This is a genomic window from Streptomyces minutiscleroticus (genome assembly GCF_014650875.1).
Classification (GTDB): domain Bacteria; phylum Actinomycetota; class Actinomycetes; order Streptomycetales; family Streptomycetaceae; genus Streptomyces; species Streptomyces minutiscleroticus.
This window is the reverse complement of the sequence record NZ_BMVU01000029.1, coordinates 25,524-43,475: the sequence shown is the minus strand read 5'-3', so window position 1 is coordinate 43,475 and position 17,952 is coordinate 25,524. Positions and strand designations below refer to the sequence as shown.

The window sequence follows — 17,952 nt, the reverse complement described above, 5'->3', positions numbered from 1 at the left end:
CAGGTGGTTCGGGCGGGCGGAGCCCCGTGAGCGTATCCGGTGGGCCGCGGCGGCGCGTGCGCGGGTCGGCCCGGCGCGCCGGGGCGCTCAGTTCCAGTCGGGGAACGACGAGTATCCGCCGTCGCCGGCGAGGGGGTCGCCGACGCCCTCCAGGTCCTCGGGCAGCAGGCTCCACACGATGAAGTCGGTGCGGACCTCGGTCCAGCCGCCGTCCTCGGTGCGGGCCCGCGCTATGCAGGCGTTGCGCAGGACGCCCTCGCTGATGCAGCCGATCTTCTGGGCGACCTGCTGGGAGGCGGTGTTGTCGGCCGCGGTCCTGATCTCGATGCGCTCGAACTTCTGGTCGTCGAACAGCCACCGGGCGGTGGCGAGCGCGGCCTCGGAGGCGTACCCCTCGCCGCGGGCCCAGGGGGCGACGATGTACGACAGCTCCGTGGAGCGCACTCTCCAGTCGGTGCCCGCCAGCCGGACCACCCCGACCAGGCGCTGGGTGAGGAACTCGGCGACGGCGAAGTCCAGGCCGCGGCCCGCCGTGCGCTCCGTGGGCGCGTGGTCGGCGACCCAGGCGCGGGCCTCCTCCTCCGTGTACGGCTGGGGCACCGCGGTCCAGGTGACGACGAGTTCGTCGTTCATCATCTCGGCCAGGGCGGGGACGTCCGCCTCCTCGAACGGGCGCAGCACCAACCGCTCCGTACTGAGGGAGACGTCGGGGAAACCCGGGGAGGCTGTAGTCATGCGCCGCTCCGTAACCTTCGGGGGACCAGGGCCTGCTGAACTGCCCAGCATGCAGCATGGAGGCCCCCGGCCGCACCACGGGGTCTCCCCGGCCGCCCGGCGGGCGCGGAGGGGACCCCGTGGTGCGGAGGCGGGCACCGGGGTGCGGCGGGCGGCGGCGTGTCAGCCGGTGACGGCCGGCAGGACCGAGCCCTCGTACTTGTCCTCGATGAACTTCCTGACCTCGTCGGAGGCGAGGAGCTTCGCGAGCTTCCCTACCCGCGGATCGTCCTCGTCGCCGCGCTTGACCGCGAGGACGTTGGAGTACGGGTTGTCCTTCGCGGACTCCAGCGCGATGGCGTCCTGTGCGGGGCTGAGGTCCGCGTCCAGGGCGTAGTTGTTGTTGATGACGGCGGCGTCGACGTCGTCCAGCGAGCGCGGCAGCTGGGCCGGCTCCAGCTCCTTGAACTTCAGGTTCCTGGGGTTCTCGGCGACGTCCTCGGGGGACGCGTCCGCGCCGGCGCCGTCCTTGAGCGTGATGACGCCCTCGGCGGCCAGGAGGTCGAGGGCGCGGCCCTCGTTGGTGGTGTCGTTGGGCACGGCGACGGTGGCTCCGTCGGCGAGCTCCGCGATGTCCTCGACCTTCTTGGAGTAGACGCCCAGGGGCGGCAGGTAGACGGGCTCGACCGCGACCAGGTCGGTGCCCTTGGACTCGTTGAAGTCCTTCAGGTAGGGCTCGTGCTGGTACAGGTTCGCGTCGAGCGAGCCCTCCTGGAGCGCGGTGTTCGGCAGGACGTAGTCCGTGAACTCCTTGATCTCCAGCTTCAGGCCCGCGTCCGCGGCCAGGTCGTCCTTGATGTACGTCAGGACCTCGCCGGCCGGGACGGGGGTGGCGCCGACGACGAGGGTGTCGTCGGCGCCGTCACCGCCGGCGGAGTCCGTGTCCGAGCCGCAGGCGGTCAGGGCGAGGCCGAGGGCCAGGAGGCCGGCCGCCGCGGGCAGGACGGTCTTGCGCATGTTCGTTTCCTCCGGGGTGCTTCCGCGCCGGTCAGAAGGACGGGAGGACGGAGCCGGCGTACTTGTCCTCGATGAACTTCCTGACCTCGTCGGAGGTGAGGAGCTCGGCGAGCTTCTTCACCCGCGGGTCGTCCTCGCCGCCGTCCTTGACCGCGAGGAAGTTGCCGTACGGGTTGTCCTTGGCCGACTCCAGGACCAGGGCGTCCTCGGAGGGCTTGAGGTCGGACTCGATGGCGTAGTTGCCGTTGATCACCGCGGCGTCGACGTCGTCGAGGGAGCGCGGGGTCTGCGCCGCCTCCAGCTCCTTGAACTTCAGCTTCCTGGGGTTCTCGGCGATGTCGTTCGGGGTCGCGTCGTTGCCCGCGCCGTCCTTGAGCGTGATGATCCCGTTGGCGTCGAGCAGCTTGAGCGCGCGGCCCTCGTTGACGGTGTCGTTCGGGACGGCGACGGTGGCGCCGCTCTTGAGGTCGTCCGCCTTGTCCACCTTGCTGGAGTACAGGCCGAGCGGCTCCAGGTGCACCGTGACGACCGGCACGATGTGGGTGCCGTTCTTCTTGTTGAAGTCGTCGAGGTAGGGCTGGTTCTGGAAGTAGTTGGCGTCCACGGACCCGTCCTCGGTCGCCGTGTTCGGCGTGACGTAGTCGGTGAACTCCTTGACCTCCAGGTCCAGGCCCGCGTCCTTGGCCAGGTTGTCCTTGACGTAGTTCAGGATCTCGGCGTGCGGGACGGGGCTGGCCGCGACGACGAGCGGGCCGCTCGCGCCGGAGCCGGAGCCGGAGTCCTCCTCGGAGCCGCAGGCGGTGAGCCCCAGGGTGAGGGCGCCGGCGGCGAGGGCAGCGGTGGTGATCTTGGCGGTCTTACGCACGAAAAGTGCCTTTCCTCATGAGTGGTACGACCCCGTCTCGGGTGGGCGGGGACGAGTGGGGGCCGGTGCGCGGTCGCGGGCAGCACGGACCGGCCGGACGGCGGGTCCACCGCCGTCGGCGGCCGCCCGTCGGACGACGGGCGGAGCGGGGTGCGGCCGCGGCTCAGGCGGCCTTGCGCACCTCGGCCGCGGCCGTGCCGGAGGCGCCGTCCGCCGTCCCGGCGGCCGGGGCTCCCGTCCTGCCGTCCTTCAGCAGCCTGAGGCGCGGAGCGGCGCCGGAGCGGCCGCCGCGCCGGTGCAGCGCACGGGCGGCGTAGTCGCCGGCGAACTGGATCACGGAGATGACCACGGCCAGGACGGCCACCGTCACCCACATCAGCTCGGTCTCGAAGCGCTGGTAGCCGTAGCGGATGGCGATGTCGCCGAGGCCGCCGGCGCCGACCGTGCCGGCCATCGCCGAGTAGCCGATGAGGGCGACGATCGTCGTGGTGGTGCTGGAGATCAGGGACGGCAGGGACTCGGGCACGAGGACCTTGCGGACGACCGTCCAGGTGTTGCCGCCCATCGCCTGCACGGCCTCGACGAGCCCGCCGTCCACCTCGCGCACGGCCGTCTCGACCAGGCGCGCGAAGAACGGGATGGCGCCCACGGCCAGCGGCACGATGGCGGCCTCGCGGCCGATGGTGGTGCCCGTGACGGAGCGGGTGAAGCCCATCAGCGCGACCATCAGGATGATGAACGGCATCGAGCGGGCGATGTTCACGACCTGTCCGATGACCTTGTTGGCCACGACGTTCTGCAGCAGTCCGCCGCGGTCGGTCAGGACCAGCAGCACGCCGAGCGGCAGGCCGCCGACGATCGCGATCAGCGTGGACCAGCCCACCATGTAGAGCGTGTCCCAGCTCGCCTGCGACAGCAGGGGCTGCATCTCCGACCAGGTCACTCGGCACCTTCCTTCACCAGCGCGGGCTCCTGCCCCGGAACGTCGATCTGCAGGCCCTGCTCGCGCAGGAAGCCGATCGGCACCACGTTGTCCTCGTAGCGGCCGGGCAGCTCGATGCGCATCCGGCCGACCTGCCGGCCGCCGACGGTGTCCATCGCGGCGCCGAGGATCGAGATGTCGATGTTGTACGTGCGCGCCAGCTCCGAGACGACGGGCCGGGTCGCGGCGTCGCCGTGGAAGGTGACGTCGACGACGGTGCGGTCCTCGCCGGAGGCCTCGCCGCTCACCGGGAACAGCGCGGACGCCAGCCGCGAGCCGGGCGTGGCCAGCAGCTCGGCGACGGTGCCGGACTCGGCGATCCGCCCGCGCTCCATCAGGGCGGCGGAGTCGCAGACGGTCTTGACGACGTCCATCTCGTGCGTGATGAGGAGCACGGTCAGGCCGAGCCGGCGGTTGAGGTCGCGCAGCAGCTGCAGGATCGAGCGGGTGGTCTGCGGGTCGAGGGCGCTGGTCGCCTCGTCGGACAGCAGCACCTTGGGGTCGCCGGCCAGCGCGCGGGCGATGCCGACCCGCTGCTTCTGGCCGCCGGAGAGCTGGGCGGGGTAGGCCTTCGCCTTGTCGGAGAGGCCGACGAGGTCGAGCAGTTCGAGCGCCTTGCGGGAACGTTCCTTCCCCGACATGCCGAGGATTTCGAGGGGCAGCTCGACGTTGTCCTGGACGGTGCGCGAGGACAGCAGGTTGAAGTGCTGGAAGACCATGCCGATGCGGCTGCGGGCGGCGCGCAGCTCCCGGCCGGCGCGCGGACCGCGCCCGGCGAGGGCCGTCAGGTCCTGCCCGTCGACGGTCACGGTGCCGGAGGTGGGCCGCTCCAGCAGGTTGACGCAGCGGATGAGCGAGGACTTGCCGGCGCCGGACTGGCCGATGACGCCGTACACCTCGCCTTCGCGGACGTGCAGGTCGACGCCGTCGAGGGCGGTGATCTCACGGCCGCGCGAACGGTAGACCTTGGTCAGGCCCGATGTCGTGATCACTGGGGTTTCCGTCACTGTCGAGTGCGGGGCGTGGGTGTCCGCCCGGCACGGGTGCATGCGGTCGGGACGCGGCACGGTTCTCGCGGTGGCGGTGGAACCGGGGAGAACGTGTGCGGCGGATTCCCCCACGCCGGTGCGGCGGTGGGGTGCCCGGTCCGGTACGGACGCCGTACGGGCGGACGCGGGCGGGCTCGCTTCGGGGCGCGAGGCTCGGGTGGTGCGGGGGCCCTCTAGAAGCCGCACATTCGACACGTACAACGAGCACCGGGCGTCATGGTCGCCTCGGTCGCAGGGATGCGGCTGCTCGTCGTGGTCATGGCTGCAAGTAAAGCAGACGCACCCCCGGAAGCCCTCATAGGTGTCCGTATTCCGGACACCCGCACGGACGGCTCACCCCTCGACGGTGATCCGCACCCCGTCCTGCGTGACCTGTGCGGACACGGCGGACAGGTCCCGCACGACCACGTCGGCCGCCAGCTCGGCGGCGGTGTGGGTTGTGGTCAACGCCACCGTGGCCATGCCGGCGGCGCGGCCGGCCCGCAGGCCCGCGGGCGCGTCCTCGAAGACGACGCAGCGGGCCGGGTCCACGCCCAGCGCGCGGGCGGCCAGGAGGAAGGGCTCGGGGTCGGGCTTGCCGCGCGTGACGTCGTCGGCGGCTATCAGCGTCCCGGGCCGCACGCCCGCGACGGCGAGCCGGGCCCCGGCCAGCCGGCGGGTGGCCGAGGTGACGACGGCCCAGCGGTCGGCGGGCAGCGAGCGCAGCAGCTCGGCGGTGCCGGGCAGCGGCCGTACGCCGCCCCCGGCGCGCCCGGCGTCCTCGACCTCCAGCTCCTCGATGCGCGCCACGGCCTTCGGCACGCGCTCGGCGGGCACCAGGTCGGCGACGATCGCGGCGGCCGTCCGGCCGTGCAGCTCGACCCGCGCGAACTCCTCGGCGGTGATCCCGTACTCGTGCGCCCACGCCGTCCAGCAGCGGCGCACGGACTCCAGGGACGAGACGAGCGTTCCGTCGTTGTCGAACAGCAGGGCGTCGGCGGTGATCATCATGGTCCCGACCCTACGAGGCCGCGCGGCACCGGCGGCGCGGCGGGGGCGCGGGGCCGGGCGCGGGAGAGCACCCGCTCCGTAATAAGGTCGCTTGCATGCTTGACGTCCTGACGGTCGCGACCGCCGTCGCCGCGCTCGCGCTCGCCGCCTGGTGCGGCTGGGCCGCCCACCGGGACCAGCCGACCAAGGACTGGCACTTCATCGGCATGGCGGTGGTGTCGCTGCTCGCGCTGGTGCAGCTCGTGGTGGGCATCGTGCAGCTGGCGCGCGGCGAGCGTCCCGAGCAGGGCGTGACGATCTTCGTGGCGTATCTGGTCGGCGCCTTCGCCTGCGTCCCGGTCACGGCGTTCATGTCGCTGGCCGAGCGGACCCGCTGGGGCTCGGTCACGGTCGCGGCCGGCGGCGTGGTGCTCGCCGTGCTGCAGGTGCGGCTCTACGACATCTGGGGAGGCTGAGACGGTGGCCGCGGAGGAGAGCGGAACGGTGTCCGCGCAGGGGCGGCCGGACGGCGGCGGGCCGGAGCTCGACGGGGGGCGCAGGCCCGGCCGGCTGATCCACGGCCCCGGCATGCTGCTGGTCTGGCTGTACGGCGTGATGGTCGTCGGGGCCGTGTCGCGCTCCGTCGTGCAGATCGCGACGGAGTTCGACAAGGCCCCGCTGGCCTACTCCCTGTCGGCGGTCGCCGGCGTCGTCTACGGCTTCATCACGTACTCGCTGGTGCGCGGCGGCGAGACGGCCCGCAGGGCGGCGCTGGTGTGCTGCGCCGCCGAGCTCGCGGGCGTGCTGGTCGTCGGGACGTGGACGCTGGCGGAGCCGTCCGCCTTCCCCGACGCCACGGTCTGGTCGGACTACGGCATGGGCTACCTCTTCATCCCCGTGCTGCTGCCGGTGACCGCGCTGTTCTGGCTGCGCCGGGCGCGCACGGCGGCGCGGGGCTGACACCGGGGCGGGCCGTACGACCGCGTACGAGGGGCCGTACGGCCGCTCCTCAGGCGCTGGCCACGAACGCGCTCGCCTCGACCGCCTTCGCCAGCGTCACCAGGGTGAGCCGGTCGTCGACGCGCTCGCTGGAGACCTGCTCGTAGCCGTGCTTGCGGTACAGCCGCAGGTTGTGCTCGCTGCGGTGGCCGCTGAACAGCTCGAAGGTGCGGGCGCCGCCCTCCGCGCCGAGCTTCGCCTCGACGGCGAGGAGCAGCCGGCCGCCGAGGCCGTGGCGCTGCATGCGGGGGTGGACGATGAGCTTGCCGATGTGCGCCGTGCCGGAGGCGTCGACGCGGCCGCGCACCGAGGCCACGACCTCCTCCCCCAGCCGGGCGACCAGGACGGTGCCGCCCGCCAGCTCCTCCTTGAGGGACGCGAGCGTCTGGGTGAGGGGCTCGATGCCGTAGTCGCCGTACAGCTCGGCCTCGCCCTGGTAGCAGAGGTACTGCAGTTTGAGGATCTGCTCGGCGTCCTGGTCGGTCGCCTCAGAGATGGTCACGCTCATGCCCATGTGTGCATGCCTCCCGCTCACATGCTCCGCCGGTTGTCCCTCACTCCCTTCCCCAACGCCTCGCGGGACCAACCTCCATCGCGGGCAAACGGCGCAGACATCCCGGGCATCGGGCGCGTTACCACCCCAAGCACCCCTGTGACATGGGCAACTCCGCCCGGCCCTCGCGGCATCGGGCGTCCCGTGACCGGAAGCGCGCGGCGCACCGGGGCGTGCGCGGCACGGCGGGGCCGCCCCGGCGCGGGGTGCCGGGGCGGCCTGTCGTCCGCTCGGGCCCGGGGCCCGCCGGCCGTGCTCAGCGGGCGAGGAAGTCCTCGCGGGCGAGCAGTCCGGTGTCGGGGTTGTCGGTGAAGATGCCGTCGATGCCGGTCTCGAAGTAGGCCCGGAAGGCGCCGAAGGCGTCGCCGTAGGCGGCCGGGTCGCTGCCCTTGCGGAAGTCCGCGGGCAGGAAGGTGTTCTCGTTGCGCATCGTGTACGGGTGCAGGATCAGACCCACCCGGTGGGCGTCGGCGACCAGCGTGGTGGGCTCGGTCAGCCTTCCGGCGGAGTCCCTCGGGACGATCAGGTCCAGGGTCGGGCCGATGCCGTCGGCGAAGGAGGCGATCCAGCGCAGGCCCTCGCGCTTGACCAGGTCGGCGACGGTGCGCGGGTCGCCCGCCTCGACGAAGTCCCAGGGCCGGCTGTTCGCGGAGGACAGCAGCACGGCCAGCGGGTTGTCGACCAGCTTGTTCATCCGCTGGATGCTGGTCGGCTCGAAGGACTGGACGATGACCGGCGAGTTCTTCCCGTCCTTGCCGTGCTTGCGCAGCAGCTTGGCCAGCCGCTCCTCGGTGGGCAGGCCCAGCTTGCGGAAGTAGGTGGGGTGCTTCAGCTCCGGGTAGATCCAGACCTGCTCGCCGCGCTCGCGGGTCTGCTCGTCCTGCCAGCGCAGCACCTCCTCGAAGGTGGGGATCTCCCAGCGACCGTCGTAGAGGGTGTTGTGCGGGCGGGTGCCCGGGATGCGCTCCTTGGCGCGCAGCGTCTTCAGCTCGGCGAGCGTGAAGTCCTCGGTGAACCAGCCGGTGGTGGCGACCCCGTCGAGCGACTTGGTGGTCTTCCGGTCGGCGAACTCGGGGTGGTCGGCGACGTCCGTCGTCCCGCCGATCTCCGGCTCGTGGCGGCAGACCAGGTGGCCGTCCTTGGTGGGCACCAGGTCGCCGGCCTCGACGATGTGCGCGCCCGTGTCGAGCGCCAGCTGGTAGGAGCCGAGGGTGTGCTCCGGACGGTAGCCGCTGGACCCGCGGTGGCCGATGACCGTCGGCTTCGGCAGGCCGCGGACACCGCCGCCGCTGCCCCTGCCGGACCGGCCGGCCGCCGCGGCCGTGCCGGACGACAGCCCGAGGGCCGCCCCGCCCGCGCCGAGCACCGCGGCCGAGAGCAGCGCCCGCCGTCCCGTGCCCCGCTCCTGCCCGTACGACTCCTCCGACGCCATGCGCGCTCCTCCTGTACTGCCCGGTACTGCCTTGCACCTGTCAAAGCGGGACGATCGTAGGGGCGCGTGCGTGACGTGCGGGAGACCTCGCACGGAACACGCGGGTGACGCCGTGTGTCCGGTGGGGTGCGCGGGACCGGGGCCGGCGGCCGGGGCGCCCGGCCTCCCCCGGGGGCGCGATGTCCGTCACATCGTTGCCGCCGTGTGTCGGGCGCCCGCCGGGGCGCACCCGCAGGTGAACACGCATCAACGCCGGGTATCCGTTGCGTGAACCCGATGTGCGTTACCCCCAAGGGCGCGAGTATCGTCCTCACCTGCACAGACTCATACCGGATCCCTTGACATGGGAGGGCCCGTTGTCCCGCTTCGCGCTCATCAAGGCAGTGCTCGGACCGATCATGCGCCTGATGTTCCGCCCACAGGTGGAGGGCGCGGAGCGCATCCCGGGCAGCGGTCCGGTCATCCTCGCCGGCAACCACCTGACGTTCATCGACTCGATGATCCTCCCGCTGGTCTGCGACCGGCAGGTGTTCTTCATCGGCAAGGACGAGTACGTCACCGGCAAGAGCCTCAAGGGCCGCCTCATGGCGTGGTTCTTCACCGGCGTCGGCATGATCCCGGTGGACCGCGACGGCGGCCGGGGCGGGGTCGCCGCGCTGATGACCGGCCGCCGCGTGCTCGACGAGGGCAGGATCTTCGGCATCTACCCGGAGGGCACCCGCTCCCCCGACGGCCGCCTCTACCGCGGCCGCACCGGCATCGCCCGCCTCACCCTGATGACCGGCGCCCCCGTCGTGCCGTTCGCGATGATCGGCACCGACAAGCTGCAGCCCGGCGGCGCCGGCATGCCGCGCCCCGGCAAGGTCACGGTCCGCTTCGGCGAGCCGATGGAGTTCTCCCGCTACGACGGCATGGACCGCGACCGCTACGTCCTGCGCGCCGTCACCGACTCGGTGATGGCCGAGGTCATGCGCCTCTCGGGCCAGGAGTACGTCGACATGTACGCCACGAAGGCGAAGGCCGCGTAAGGGGCCTTTCGGCCGGGCGGTGCGCCGCCGGCCGCGCACCCGCGAAAGGAGCGGCCCGGGCGCCCCGAGGGGCACCCGGGCCGCTCCGTCGTCCCGCGCCGTCCTCAGCGCCAGGGCAGCCGGCCGCGCCGCTCCCGGAGCGCCAGGGCAGCCGGCCGCGCCGCTCCCGGTACGTCCGCGGGTCATCCGCGAGCCGCGCGAGCCGCTCCGCCCCGTCGGCGCCGAGGCCGACGGCGGCCGCGCGCAGGTGGGACGCCGGCTGCCCGGTGGTGGCGGCGCCGGAGAGCACCACGCCGGCCCACGGCCTGCGCAGCACGAAGGCGAGCGCGACGGTGTCCGGGTCCGCGCCCGTCCCCTCGGCGACGGCGCGGAGCCGGTCCGGCGCGTGCGTCCCGGTGAGGCGGCCGTTGGCCACGCCCTCCTCGACGACGACGGTGAGCCCGGCGTCGTGCGCCTCGGCCTCGGTGCGCCGGCCCGCCGTGTACGTGTAGCCCCACTTGCTGCCCACGACCACGTCGCGGGCGTCCGGCCGGGCGCGCAGCCAGTCCGCCGGGAACTCCTCGGCGCGGCCGTGGGAGCGGGCCGCGCCGACGTGGCGCACGCCCTGGGCGCAGGCGGCGTCGAGGAGTTGGTGGGCGCGCTCGCGCAGCGCCGCCGCGCTGCGGTCGGCGGGCAGGTCCGCCTCGCGGCCGAGCGTGATGCGGCCGGGGCGCCCCACGGAGGCCAGGCCGAGTCCGAGCCGGCAGGCGGGGATCGTCGCGGCCGAAAGGCGGTCGAAGGGCGTCGCGGCTCCGTCCGGTCGGCTCCTTGCGGCTGCCGCCCGACCCGACCCGCGACGCCCCGCCCGTACGCGACCGGCTACTTCTTCGCGTCCGCCCAGGTGTGCTGGGCCGCGACGTCCGCCTTGACCTCGGCGAGCTGGACGGCGACCGCGCTCGGCGCCGTGCCGCCGCGGCCGCCGCGCGAGGCCAGCGCGCCCCGCACATTGAGCACCGAGCGGACCTCGGGCGTCAGATGGGGGGAGATCTTCTCGAACTGCTCGTCGGTGAGCTGGTCCAGCTCGATGCCCTCGGCCTCGCAGACCTTGACGCACTCGCCGGCGACCTCGTGCGCGACGCGGAACGGCACGCCCTGCTTGACCAGCCACTCGGCGATGTCGGTGGCGAGCGAGAAGCCGGCCGGGGCCAGCTCCTCCATCCGCTCGCGGTGGACGGTGAGGGTCGCCATCATGCCGGTGAAGGCCGGGAGCAGGACCTCCAGCTGGTCGATGGAGTCGAAGACCGGCTCCTTGTCCTCCTGCAGGTCGCGGTTGTACGCGAGCGGGAGGGCCTTGAGGGTCGCCATCAGGCCGGTCAGGTTGCCGATGAGGCGGCCGGACTTGCCGCGCGCCAGCTCCGCGATGTCCGGGTTCTTCTTCTGCGGCATGATCGACGAGCCGGTGGAGAAGGCGTCGTGCAGGGTGACGAAGGAGAACTCCTTCGTGTTCCAGATGATGACCTCCTCGGCGATCCGGGAGACGTTCACGCCGATCATCGCGGTGATGAAGGCGAACTCGGCCACGAAGTCCCGCGAGGCGGTGCCGTCGATGGAGTTGGCCGCGCTGCCGTGCTCGAAGCCGAGGTCCGCGGCGACGGCCTCCGGGTCGAGGCCGAGCGAGGAGCCGGCCAGGGCGCCCGAGCCGTACGGGGAGACGGCCGTGCGCTCGTCCCACTGGCGCAGCCGCTCGGCGTCCCGGGACAGCGCCTGCACGTGGGCGAGGACGTGGTGGGCGAAGAGCACCGGCTGGGCGTGCTGGAGGTGGGTGCGGCCCGGCATGGCCACGTCCGGGTGGGCCTCGGCGAGGCCGATCAGCGCGTCCTGGAGGTCGGCGATCAGCCCGCCGACGATCCGGGCGTGGTCGCGCAGGTACATCCGGAAGAGCGTGGCCACCTGGTCGTTGCGGGAGCGGCCCGCGCGCAGCTTGCCGCCGAGGTCGGGGCCGAGCCGCTCCAGCAGGCCGCGCTCCAGGGCGGTGTGCACGTCCTCGTCGGCGATGGTGCCGGTGAAGGAGCCGTCGGCGACGTCGGCCTGGAGCCGGTCGAGCCCCGCCAGCATGCGCTCCAGCTCGTCGGCCGTCAGCAGGCCCGCCTTGTGCAGCACGCGCGCGTGGGCACGCGATCCGGCGATGTCGTAGGGCGCGAGCCGCCAGTCGAAGTGGACGGACGCGGACAGCTTCGCCAGGGCCTCGGCGGGCCCGTCGGCGAAACGGCCGCCCCAGAGCCGGACGTCACCGCTGTTGCTGCTCACTGCTGAAGCTCCTCGGGGTGGTGGGTGTACGGCCTCCCCGGGTCTTGCCGGGGCTCCCTCCCGTCGTGTGCGGACGGTCGGGCGGAGACGGTCGTGTCACGCTACTGCGTCGCCGGTCCGGCGGCCGCCAGGACGGCGCCGCGCTCGGCCACGGGTCTCACCTCGCACTGCGCCCGCCGTCCTGCATGAGTATGCAGTGCATTGCATGAATCGTCAATCCGATCCCCCGGGTCCCCGGCAGCGCGCAAGTCCGCTCCCGTCCCGATCCGTTCGCCCGGCGCTTGAACAGGGGAACGCGCTTTCCCGTACCTCTCCCCGAACGCATGCGTCCCAGCAGTCACCGACCGAGGAGCGCGCCGTCCGGCCGGCCACCGGACCGCCCCTCCCCCACCCTCTTCCCCCGAGCAGAGCGAGGCTTTCCGCATGTCCAGGGCTCTACCGAAGTACCACAAGCGGCGATTGGTGATCGGCGGCGCGGCCGCGCTGGCGTTGTCGGGCGCGGTCGTCGCCGGTTCGGCGCTGGCCGGCGAGTCGTCGTCGGACGGCTCGGACGCGCGTACGCAGGCGTCGCCGGGCACGGTGAGCTGCCCCGCCGTCGCATCGAGCCTCCCCGAGGTCCCCGCCTCCGCGCGGGCCGAGGTCGACCGCGACCTCGCCCTCCTCGACACCCAGATCGGCGAGGCGAACCAGCGGCTGATCGACACCGCCGGCCAGGGCGGGCCCGACTTCGTCCAGAACGCCGTCCTCGGCCCCCTGGAGGACAAGCGGGTGGCGACGATCAACCGCATCGCCACGGCCGTCGGCCGCACGGCGGACCGCCCCCAGGGCCTGGAGTCCCTCGCCCCCTGCTCGCTCGACGAGTGACGGCGCCGCCCCTCGCCCTCCCCTGACCTCCGCGGTCGCCCCGGACGCCGGCCGGGGCGGCCGCGGAGCCGCGCGCCCGTATCCGCGAATCCTCAGACGGGCGAAAGGAATCCGCCGATAATCGTCGGACATGGGAAAGACGTATGCGTCCATAGACGGCAGGCTGCGTTCGTTCATCGAGGAACAGCCCCTCTTCTTCACCGCGACCGCGCCGCTGTCCGGCGACGGCACGGTCAACCTCTCCCCCAAGGGCCTCAAGGGCTCGTTCGCGGTGCTCGACGAGCGCACCGTGGCGTACCTCGACTTCGCGGGCAGCAACGCGGAGACCATCGCCCACCTGCGCGAGAACGGCCGGATCACCCTCATGTGGTGCGCCTTCCAGGGCCCGCCGAACATCGTGCGGGTGCACGGCCGGGGCGAGCCGGTCTTCCGGGACGACCCCCGCTTCGAGGAGCTGCTGGCCCGCTTCCCCGACATCGACCCGGCCGCCCACGGCCTGCGCGCCGTCATCGTGGTCACGGCCGACCTCGTCCGCGACACCTGCGGCTACGCGGTGCCGTACATGGCGTACGAGGCGGACCGCGATCTGCACGGCAAGCGGTTCGCGCGGGAGGACGACGCCTCGCTCGGGCGGTACTTCGAGAAGAAGGAGCACGTGGCGGTGAGCCTGGACGGCCTTCCCGGGCTGCCGCTCCCGCTGCCGCCCCGTAGCGTCTGACCATGCGCCTCGCCGCCGCCCTCGCGTCCTTGTCCCTGCTGGCCCTGGCCTCCGGCGGCCCGCCCGCCCCGGCGGACGGGGGCCGGCGGCCGCTGCCGGAGCGCATGGCGCACACGGGCGGCGGCACCCAGCTCATCACCGCGCTGGCGGCCCGCACCTCCTCCACCACCGGCACCGTCACCTGGTGGGACCGCCGCCACGGGCGCTGGACACGGGCCGGCTCCGCGCCCGCGCGCTTCGGCGCGAACGGCCTGGCCGAGGGCCGCACCCGCCGCCAGGGCACGCACACCACGCCCACCGGCCTGTACCGCCTGCCCTTCGGCTTCGGCACCGAGGCCGCGCCCGAGGGCACGCAGGTCCCGTACCGCCGGGTGCGCGAGGACTCCTGGTGGTGCCAGGACAACGCCTCGCGCTCCTACAACCGCTGGACCGAGCCCCGCCCCGCCGACTGCCGCGCCGCCGAGTCCGAGCACCTGATCGCCTACCGGCCGCAGTACGCGCACGCCCTCGTCGTCGGCTTCAACTACCGCGCGCCGGTGCGCGGCCGCGGGGCGGGCATCTTCCTGCACGTGAACGGGCACGGCGCGACGGCCGGCTGCGTCTCCGTGCCGAGGGAGGCGATGCGGCGGATCCTGGCCTGGGCGGAACCCGGCCGCGCCCCGCACATCGCGATCGGGACGGCCCGCGGAAGGACCGCGCTCACCCGCTACTGACCCTCTTCCACCGGGGGGCGTTGAACGCGCCGCCGCTCCGGGACGTACCAGTGGGCCGAGGAGCCACTCCCCCCCCCGCCCGTACCCCGGAGGAACCGTGAGCACGATCGCCGGTGGCCGCGCCGCGCGGCGCCAGACGATGCGCCGCATCCGTCCGCGCCGCAATCCCGCCGTCCCGCTGCTGCTCGCCGTCTGGGCGGGCGCCGCGGGCGTGGTCTGGCTGTGGTGGAGCAACACCCCCTCCATCGAGGGCGACGCGGGCAGGGTCCTCAACGCGGGCCGGATCACCGGCCTGCTCGCCGGGTACCTGATGGCGCTCGTGGTGCTGCAGATGGCGCGGGTGCCCGCGCTGGAGCGCCGGGTCGGCTCCGACCGGGTCGCCCGCTGGCACGCGACGAGCGGCCGCTACACCCTCTGCCTGGTCCTCGCGCACGTCTTCCTCACGATGTGGGGCTACGCCCTCCAGGCCGGCCTGGGGCTCGGGGACGTCGTGCGGCAGACGGTCGACTCCGTGAACCAGCTGCCGGACATGGGCAAGGCGGCGATCGGCACCGGCCTGCTGGTGCTCATCGGGCTGCTCTCGGCCGGCGGCGTCCGGCGCCGGATGTCGTACGACCTCTGGTACCACGTGCACCTGCTCACGTACGCGGCGGTGTTCCTGACGTTCTGGCACCAGATCACCACCGGCAACGACTTCGCCGTCCGGCCCGCCGCGAAGACCGCCTGGTACGCGCTGTACGGGTCGGTCACCGCGCTGGTGCTCTGGTACCGGATCCTCACCCCGGTCCGGCTCAACCTGCGCCACCGGATGCGGGTGGAGCAGGTGATCGAGGAGGCGCCCGGCATCGTGTCGGTGCTGATCGGCGGGGAGCGGCTGCACCGGATGGGCGCGGAGGCCGGGCAGTTCTTCCGCTGGCGGTTCCTGGCGCCGGGCATGCGGTTCAGCTCGCACCCGTACTCGCTGTCGGCGGCGCCCCGCCCGGACCTGCTGCGGATCACCGTGAAGGCGATCGGCGACCACAGCGCCCGGCTGCGCGAACTGGAGCCCGGCACCCGGGTGTGGGCGGAGGGCCCGTACGGGGCGCTGACGGCGGCCCGGCGCAGCCGCGGCAAGGTGCTGCTGATCGCGGGCGGCGTCGGGATCACCCCGATGCGGGCGCTGTTCGAGACGCTGCCCGGCGCGTCCGGCGACATCACCCTCCTCTACCGGGCCAACAGCACCCAGGACCTGGCGCTGTGGGACGAGCTGTCCGCGATCGCCGACGAGCGGGGCGCCCGGCTGATGTACGCGGTCAACAGCCCCGGCGGCGAGCGCCCGGACATCTCCGCCCGGACCCTGCGCGCCAAGCTCCCGGACATCGACCGCCACGACGTCTTCCTGTGCGGGCCGCCCGGCTTCGCGCGGTCGGTGTACGAGGCGCTGCGCGGCGCGGGGGTGCCCGCCCGCCGGATCCACCACGAGTCGTTCGAGATGTGAGCCACGGAAGACGGGAAGCAGGAGCGATGAAGAAGAGCCACCCCATCCGGCGCGTCGTGCTCGCCGGCGCCGCCACGGTGTCCGGGATCGTGCTGCTGCTGTCGCTGAAGCCGGCGTCGGACCCGGCGGCCGCGTCGGCGGGCGGCGCGGCCCCCCAGCGGTCGGCGTCGGGACAGCAGGCGCCGCAGGGCGGTGCCGGGGCCGTGCAGGACGGCGGCACGGTCACGGGCACCGCGGTGAAGACCCGGTACGGGCCGGTGCAGGTCCGCCTCACCGTCAGCGGCGGGAAGGTCACCGGGGCCGAGGCCGTGCGGGCGCCCGCCGGCGGGCGCAGCGACCGGATCACCGCGGACGCCGTGCCGAAGCTCAACCGGGAGGCGGTCGCGGCCCAGAGCGCGGAGATCGACGCGGTGTCCGGGGCGACGTACACCAGCCGCGGCTACAAGGAGTCGCTGCAGTCCGCACTGGACAAGGTCGGGGCGGGCGGCGGGGGCTCCGCCGCATCCCAGGGAGCGGGCGCCTCCCAAGAGGCAGAGGGCACCCAGGAACCGGGCGGCGCTCAAGGATCGGGCGGCGCCCGGAGTTCCGGCGGCACCGGGTCCCGCACCCTCACCGGCGACGTGTTCAAGACGCAGTACGGGCCCGTACAGGTCCGCATCACCCTGCGCGACGGGCGGATCACCTCGGCGGCGGCCGTGCAGTCGCCGAGCGGCGGCCGCAGCTCCCAGGTGAGCGCCGACGCGGTGCCGAAGCTCAACCGGGAGGCGGTGGAGGCGGACAGCGCCGACATCGACGTGGTCTCCGGCGCGACCTACACCAGCCGCGGCTACGAGGAGTCGCTGCAGTCCGCGCTGGACCGGGCCGGTGGCTGAGGTGTCCGGCCCCGCGGAGGTCTCCCCGGCCCGGGTGCGGCACGCGGAGGAGGTCATGGGCACCGTCTTCTCCTTCGACGTGCGCGGCGGGGAACCGGACGCCGTCGCGGCCGCCCTGGCGCAGGCCGTGGCGGGACTGCACCGCACGGACGCGGTGTTCAGCACCTACCGCGAGGACAGCCAGATCACCCGGCTGGCCCGCGGCGAGCTGCCCGTCGGCGCCTGCGACCCGGAGGTCGCCGAGGTCCTGGAGCTGTGCGCCGAGGCGGAGCGGACGAGCGAGGGCTGGTTCAGCTCCACGTACGCGGGGAGCGTGGACCCGACCGGGCTGGTCAAGGGCTGGGCGGTCGAGCGGGCGGCCCGGCTGCTGAGCGGCGCCGGAGCGGGCGGCGTGAGCGTGAACGGCGGCGGCGACGTGCAGCTGCGCGGGGCGCCGGACGGCCACCGGCCGTGGCGGGTCGGGGTGTCGGACCCGCTGCGCCCCGGCCACCTGGCGGCCGTGGTGTCGGCCGCGGGCGCCGGGGAGCTGGCCGTGGCCACCTCGGGCACCGCCGAGCGCGGCGCGCACATCGTGGACCCGCGCACCGGCCGCTCCGCGGTCACCGACCTGCTCGCGGTCACCGTGATCGGCCCCCGTCTGACCTGGGTGGACGCCTGGGCCACCGCGGCCTTCGCGATGGGTTCTCGGCAGGCGCTCGACTGGCTGGAGTCGCTGCCGGACACCGAGGCGCTGCTCATCACGGCGGGCGACGAGGTCCGGTGCACCGGCGGGCTCGCCGCCCTGCTCGGCTGAGCCTCCGGCCGTCCGGCCGGGGCCGGCCGCCGGCGGTTCAGCGGGGGTCGTTCCGCTCGGTGGGTGTCGTTCCGCTCAGTGGGCGTCGTTCTGCGCCAGCCGCAGCAGGTGGTCCGCGAGCGCCTGGCCGCCGGTCGGGTCACGGCTGATCAGCATCAGCGTGTCGTCGCCGGCGATGGTGCCGAGGACGTCGTGCAGCTCGGCCTGGTCGATGGCCGAGGCCAGGAACTGCGCGGCGCCCGGCGGGGTGCGCAGGACCACGAGGTTGGCCGACGCCTCCGCCGAGATCAGCAGCTCGGCGGAGAGGCGGCGCATCCGCTCCTCCTTCGCCGACTCGCCCAGCGGCGCGCGCGGGGTGCGGAAGCCGCCCTCGCTCGGCACCGCGTAGATGAGGTCGCCGTCGTTGTTGCGGATCTTGACCGCGTTGAGCTCGTCGAGGTCGCGGGAGAGCGTCGCCTGGGTGACGCTCAGCCCGTCGTCGGCGAGGAGCTTGGCCAGCTGGCTCTGCGAGCGCACCGGCTGCCGGTTGAGGATGTCCACGATCCGGCGGTGGCGTGCGGTGCGGGTCTGCGGCACGGCGGGCCCTGCGTGCTCGTGGTCCTGCGCCTGGCTCATCGTCTT

General features: G+C 73.6%; 19 protein-coding genes and 1 pseudogene. 9 read left to right on the top strand and 11 right to left on the bottom strand.

From position 1 onward, the window contains the following. Window positions 1-87: 87 nt before the first annotated feature. The 6 genes from IE271_RS25100 to IE271_RS25075 all read right to left on the bottom strand — a co-directional run bounded on the left by IE271_RS25100 (window position 88) and on the right by IE271_RS25075 (window position 5,617). On the bottom strand, window positions 88-735 hold the full coding sequence (locus IE271_RS25100) for a GNAT family N-acetyltransferase (RefSeq protein ID WP_190192697.1): 648 nt from the start codon (window positions 733-735) through the stop codon (window positions 88-90). 162 nt (window positions 736-897) lie between these two features. After that, window positions 898-1,731 carry a MetQ/NlpA family ABC transporter substrate-binding protein gene (locus IE271_RS25095; protein WP_190192696.1) on the bottom strand — a complete coding sequence of 278 codons (834 nt, stop codon included), beginning with the start codon at window positions 1,729-1,731 and terminating at the stop codon, window positions 898-900. A 31-nt stretch (window positions 1,732-1,762) separates the two neighbouring features. Further along, window positions 1,763-2,596, bottom strand: coding sequence for a MetQ/NlpA family ABC transporter substrate-binding protein (locus tag IE271_RS25090; protein ID WP_190192695.1), 834 nt, complete (start codon window positions 2,594-2,596; stop codon window positions 1,763-1,765). Between the two features lie 163 nt (window positions 2,597-2,759). After that, entirely contained in the window at window positions 2,760-3,539 is a 780-nt protein-coding gene (locus IE271_RS25085) for a methionine ABC transporter permease (protein ID WP_190192694.1), read from the bottom strand. Beyond that, entirely contained in the window at window positions 3,536-4,570 is a 1,035-nt protein-coding gene (locus IE271_RS25080) for a methionine ABC transporter ATP-binding protein (protein ID WP_190192693.1), read from the bottom strand. Before IE271_RS25080 ends, IE271_RS25085 begins: the two co-directional genes overlap by 4 nt. Before the next feature lie 390 nt (window positions 4,571-4,960). After that, window positions 4,961-5,617, bottom strand: coding sequence for an HAD-IA family hydrolase (locus IE271_RS25075; RefSeq protein ID WP_190192692.1), 657 nt, complete (start codon window positions 5,615-5,617; stop codon window positions 4,961-4,963). Between the two features lie 95 nt (window positions 5,618-5,712). On the opposite strand from IE271_RS25075, the gene IE271_RS25070 reads away from it, so the two are divergent. Both IE271_RS25070 and IE271_RS25065 read left to right on the top strand, forming a co-directional pair. Next, entirely contained in the window at window positions 5,713-6,072 is a 360-nt protein-coding gene (locus IE271_RS25070) for a hypothetical protein (protein ID WP_190192691.1), read from the top strand. 112 nt (window positions 6,073-6,184) lie between these two features. Then, entirely contained in the window at window positions 6,185-6,556 is a 372-nt protein-coding gene (locus IE271_RS25065; RefSeq protein ID WP_190192751.1) for a hypothetical protein, read from the top strand. A gap of 49 nt (window positions 6,557-6,605) precedes the next feature. Here the strand turns inward: IE271_RS25065 and IE271_RS25060 are convergent, their stop codons facing one another. Both IE271_RS25060 and IE271_RS25055 read right to left on the bottom strand, forming a co-directional pair. After that, window positions 6,606-7,109: a GNAT family N-acetyltransferase gene (locus IE271_RS25060; protein ID WP_190192690.1), complete on the bottom strand. Its 504-nt coding sequence runs from the start codon at window positions 7,107-7,109 to the stop codon at window positions 6,606-6,608. Between the two features lie 295 nt (window positions 7,110-7,404). Beyond that, window positions 7,405-8,580: a glycerophosphodiester phosphodiesterase gene (locus IE271_RS25055; RefSeq protein ID WP_190192689.1), complete on the bottom strand. Its 1,176-nt coding sequence runs from the start codon at window positions 8,578-8,580 to the stop codon at window positions 7,405-7,407. A gap of 356 nt (window positions 8,581-8,936) precedes the next feature. On the opposite strand from IE271_RS25055, the gene IE271_RS25050 reads away from it, so the two are divergent. Then, window positions 8,937-9,608: a lysophospholipid acyltransferase family protein gene (locus IE271_RS25050; protein WP_190192750.1), complete on the top strand. Its 672-nt coding sequence runs from the start codon at window positions 8,937-8,939 to the stop codon at window positions 9,606-9,608. A 139-nt stretch (window positions 9,609-9,747) separates the two neighbouring features. On the opposite strand, the pseudogene IE271_RS25045 reads toward IE271_RS25050, so the two are convergent. Beyond that, a pseudogene (locus IE271_RS25045) lies at window positions 9,748-10,362 on the bottom strand (aldo-keto reductase family protein); the annotation flags it as partial. Window positions 10,363-10,466: 104 nt separating this feature from the next. Continuing rightward, a complete protein-coding gene (argH, locus tag IE271_RS25040) occupies window positions 10,467-11,894 on the bottom strand; it encodes an argininosuccinate lyase (RefSeq protein ID WP_190192688.1) in 1,428 nt (475 codons plus the stop codon). A gap of 423 nt (window positions 11,895-12,317) precedes the next feature. On the opposite strand from argH, the gene IE271_RS25035 reads away from it, so the two are divergent. From IE271_RS25035 to IE271_RS25010, 6 genes are all read left to right on the top strand, one after another. Next, the gene (locus tag IE271_RS25035) at window positions 12,318-12,758 is read left to right on the top strand and encodes a hypothetical protein (protein ID WP_190192687.1); all 441 of its coding nucleotides are present in this window, start codon (window positions 12,318-12,320) and stop codon (window positions 12,756-12,758) included. Window positions 12,759-12,888: 130 nt separating this feature from the next. After that, a complete protein-coding gene (locus IE271_RS25030) occupies window positions 12,889-13,476 on the top strand; it encodes a pyridoxamine 5'-phosphate oxidase family protein (RefSeq protein WP_190192686.1) in 588 nt (195 codons plus the stop codon). Window positions 13,477-13,478: 2 nt separating this feature from the next. Next, the gene (locus IE271_RS25025; RefSeq protein WP_190192685.1) at window positions 13,479-14,189 is read left to right on the top strand and encodes a L,D-transpeptidase family protein; all 711 of its coding nucleotides are present in this window, start codon (window positions 13,479-13,481) and stop codon (window positions 14,187-14,189) included. A gap of 139 nt (window positions 14,190-14,328) precedes the next feature. Further along, window positions 14,329-15,666: a ferredoxin reductase family protein gene (locus IE271_RS25020; RefSeq protein ID WP_190192749.1), complete on the top strand. Its 1,338-nt coding sequence runs from the start codon at window positions 14,329-14,331 to the stop codon at window positions 15,664-15,666. 26 nt (window positions 15,667-15,692) lie between these two features. Further along, complete coding sequence (locus tag IE271_RS25015; protein ID WP_190192684.1) at window positions 15,693-16,538, top strand: FMN-binding protein; 846 nt, start codon at window positions 15,693-15,695, stop codon at window positions 16,536-16,538. Between the two features lie 55 nt (window positions 16,539-16,593). Further along, window positions 16,594-17,331 carry an FAD:protein FMN transferase gene (locus IE271_RS25010; RefSeq protein WP_190192748.1) on the top strand — a complete coding sequence of 246 codons (738 nt, stop codon included), beginning with the start codon at window positions 16,594-16,596 and terminating at the stop codon, window positions 17,329-17,331. A gap of 75 nt (window positions 17,332-17,406) precedes the next feature. On the opposite strand, the gene IE271_RS25005 is transcribed toward IE271_RS25010, so the two are convergent. Continuing rightward, on the bottom strand, window positions 17,407-17,946 hold the full coding sequence (locus IE271_RS25005; RefSeq protein ID WP_190192683.1) for an arginine repressor: 540 nt from the start codon (window positions 17,944-17,946) through the stop codon (window positions 17,407-17,409). Window positions 17,947-17,952: the final 6 nt, after the last annotated feature.

What these genes read in the sequence shown, in the direction of transcription:
- IE271_RS25100 (WP_190192697.1), bottom strand. Translation starts at nt 735, where the DNA reads ATGACTACAGCCTCCCCGGGTTTCCCCGACGTCTCCCTCAGTACGGAG.
- IE271_RS25095 (WP_190192696.1), bottom strand. Translation starts at nt 1,731, where the DNA reads ATGCGCAAGACCGTCCTGCCCGCGGCGGCCGGCCTCCTGGCCCTCGGC.
- IE271_RS25075 (WP_190192692.1), bottom strand. Translation starts at nt 5,617, where the DNA reads ATGATGATCACCGCCGACGCCCTGCTGTTCGACAACGACGGAACGCTC.
- IE271_RS25070 (WP_190192691.1), top strand. Translation starts at nt 5,713, where the DNA reads ATGCTTGACGTCCTGACGGTCGCGACCGCCGTCGCCGCGCTCGCGCTC.
- IE271_RS25065 (WP_190192751.1), top strand. Translation starts at nt 6,185, where the DNA reads ATGCTGCTGGTCTGGCTGTACGGCGTGATGGTCGTCGGGGCCGTGTCG.
- IE271_RS25060 (WP_190192690.1), bottom strand. Translation starts at nt 7,109, where the DNA reads ATGGGCATGAGCGTGACCATCTCTGAGGCGACCGACCAGGACGCCGAG.
- IE271_RS25055 (WP_190192689.1), bottom strand. Translation starts at nt 8,580, where the DNA reads ATGGCGTCGGAGGAGTCGTACGGGCAGGAGCGGGGCACGGGACGGCGG.
- IE271_RS25035 (WP_190192687.1), top strand. Translation starts at nt 12,318, where the DNA reads ATGTCCAGGGCTCTACCGAAGTACCACAAGCGGCGATTGGTGATCGGC.
- IE271_RS25030 (WP_190192686.1), top strand. Translation starts at nt 12,889, where the DNA reads ATGGGAAAGACGTATGCGTCCATAGACGGCAGGCTGCGTTCGTTCATC.
- IE271_RS25025 (WP_190192685.1), top strand. Translation starts at nt 13,479, where the DNA reads ATGCGCCTCGCCGCCGCCCTCGCGTCCTTGTCCCTGCTGGCCCTGGCC.
- IE271_RS25020 (WP_190192749.1), top strand. Translation starts at nt 14,329, where the DNA reads ATGCGCCGCATCCGTCCGCGCCGCAATCCCGCCGTCCCGCTGCTGCTC.
- IE271_RS25015 (WP_190192684.1), top strand. Translation starts at nt 15,693, where the DNA reads ATGAAGAAGAGCCACCCCATCCGGCGCGTCGTGCTCGCCGGCGCCGCC.
- IE271_RS25010 (WP_190192748.1), top strand. Translation starts at nt 16,594, where the DNA reads ATGGGCACCGTCTTCTCCTTCGACGTGCGCGGCGGGGAACCGGACGCC.
- IE271_RS25005 (WP_190192683.1), bottom strand. Translation starts at nt 17,946, where the DNA reads ATGAGCCAGGCGCAGGACCACGAGCACGCAGGGCCCGCCGTGCCGCAG.